Raw genomic sequence first — 1,842 nt, forward strand, 5'->3', positions numbered from 1 at the left:
CTCAATTCTTTTTGAATTCAAAAAATCGTTCCAGACTATTGACTTTGAACTTGCATCGACAATAAAGAAGGCCTTGTTCGTCGTTATTAAAATAAAAATTCCCATAATCTAATGGAGGAACCATGGAAGACTATCTCAAAGCAGCCATCGAAATCGCCAAGGCTCAGGCTAGTGTCCGGAACATGTCCGAGGATGAGATCATGGCCATGATCCAGTCTTTGTCTCAAAATTTCAAAAACATGGCCGAAGGCGAGTGTCCGGCCTCATCTTCCGCACCTGCCGTCGACCCCAAGAAGGCCATACGTGAAAAAAGCGTCGTCTGCCTGGAATGCGGCAAGGTCTTCAAAGTCCTGACCAAGAAGCATTTGGCCCTGCACGATCTCACCCCTGAGGAATACAAGGCCAAATGGGGGCTGCCAAAAGGTGCTTCCTTGGTGGCTAAATCCCTGGCCCGGGAAAGAAGAAAAAAAATGCAGGACATGCGTCTCTGGGAGAAAAGAACGAAAAAAGCTTAGCCTTTTACTGAAACGCAATGCGGAAAGCCGCCGGAAGACCCTAGCTGGGGTTTTCCGGCGGCTTTTTTTTTGGGAAAAAGCAGAATGATCGGGAGCGAGTCGGCCAAATGGGTAAGCCCGGGTGTCCTTGTGACGAACACCAGGCCTCCCAAATCATCCAAAAATCATTTCTTTCCGCTCTTCAAAATATCGCGTATCTCGGCCAGCAGGACCACGTCGGCCGGTGGGGCTGAGGGCGCGGCCGGAGCGGCCGGCTTTTCCATGCGCCGTTTCAGGGTATTGATCCCCTTGATGACCAAAAAAATGGCAAAGCCGATGATGGTGAAATCGACCAGGGTCTGGATAAAATTTCCATAATTTATGGTCGCCGCTTCCATGCCCTCCATGGGCGGGGCCAGATCGATCTTCAGGCTGGAAAAATCCATGCCCCCGACCAACATCCCAATAGGCGGCATGATGACGTCGGCCACCAGCGAGGAAACGATCTTGCCGAACGAGGTTCCGATGACCACGCCCACGGCCATGTCCACCACGTTTCCCCGCATGGCAAACTCCTTGAACTCGGAAAAAAAGCCCATGCCGAACCTCCTTGCATTGCAAATTGACGAAAACGGAAAACTTTCAGGAATCTACGCCCGATCTAGCTTACACGTCAACGACCTCTACAAGGCAAGAATGGCTGAGGAATACGTCGTCAAATGCTCAGAACCCGGCCCAAAGCTTCAGGGAGATGGGTGATGATCTCGGCGATACTTGTCGCCGGGGACGGATCGGCCAGGCTTCCGGCCATCCTGTTGGCACGAAGGGCCACCAAGGCGGCCTCGGACGTTTCCAGACCGCAGGCCATGAGGGCCGAAACCATGCCGGTGATGGTGTCCCCGGTCCCGCCAATGGGTTCCAGATTGGGGATGTCGGGCTCCCGGACCATGTGCATGACGCCCTGGCTATGGGCCACGAAATCGGTTTTTCCCTTGATCAGCAGAAGTCGGGCGGCATTCCCATGCTCGTAGGCTCGGGCCGCCAATTCCTCCACCCGATCTTTCTGGTGCAGGATAAAGCCCCGGGTGTAAAAGGGGTGGGGGGCGTTTTCGTCGGCCAGAAAGGCCAATTCCCCGACATCCGGGGTGAACAGATCATACTCCGGGGCCTGGCCGCCGGCCTTGGCCGCGTACATATAGCCTGCGTCGGCCACCAGGAGGGGCCTCTTTTCCATGTCTTGAATGGCGAAAAGGATTCGGTTCTGCCAGTCGATATCGGGCTGGAGATAATGGAAGGCCAGGACCGTGGGGCCCAGCTCGTCCACATGGGCCTCGAGAAATCGATAGAT

The 1,842-nt window shown here is 54.5% G+C and carries 3 protein-coding genes; 1 reads left to right on the forward strand and 2 read right to left on the reverse strand.

Features of this window, described 5'->3' with window-relative positions; genetic code table 11:
• Window positions 1-122: 122 nt before the first annotated feature.
• Entirely contained in the window at window positions 123-515 is a 393-nt protein-coding gene (locus EOM25_14495; protein ID NCC26385.1) for a transcriptional regulator, read from the forward strand.
• Window positions 516-679: 164 nt separating this feature from the next.
• On the opposite strand, the gene mscL is transcribed toward EOM25_14495, so the two are convergent.
• Window positions 680-1,093, reverse strand: coding sequence for a large-conductance mechanosensitive channel protein MscL (gene mscL / locus EOM25_14500; protein NCC26386.1), 414 nt, complete (start codon window positions 1,091-1,093; stop codon window positions 680-682).
• A gap of 116 nt (window positions 1,094-1,209) precedes the next feature.
• Window positions 1,210-1,842: sugar kinase (locus EOM25_14505; protein NCC26387.1), on the reverse strand; the 633-nt coding region annotated here is incomplete at its 5' end.

The sequence above is a fragment of the Deltaproteobacteria bacterium genome (assembly GCA_009929795.1).
Taxonomy (GTDB): Bacteria; Desulfobacterota; Desulfovibrionia; order Desulfovibrionales; family Desulfomicrobiaceae; genus RZZR01.

What these genes read in the sequence shown, in the direction of transcription:
- EOM25_14495 (NCC26385.1), top strand. Translation starts at nt 123, where the DNA reads ATGGAAGACTATCTCAAAGCAGCCATCGAAATCGCCAAGGCTCAGGCT.
- mscL (NCC26386.1), bottom strand. Translation starts at nt 1,093, where the DNA reads ATGGGCTTTTTTTCCGAGTTCAAGGAGTTTGCCATGCGGGGAAACGTG.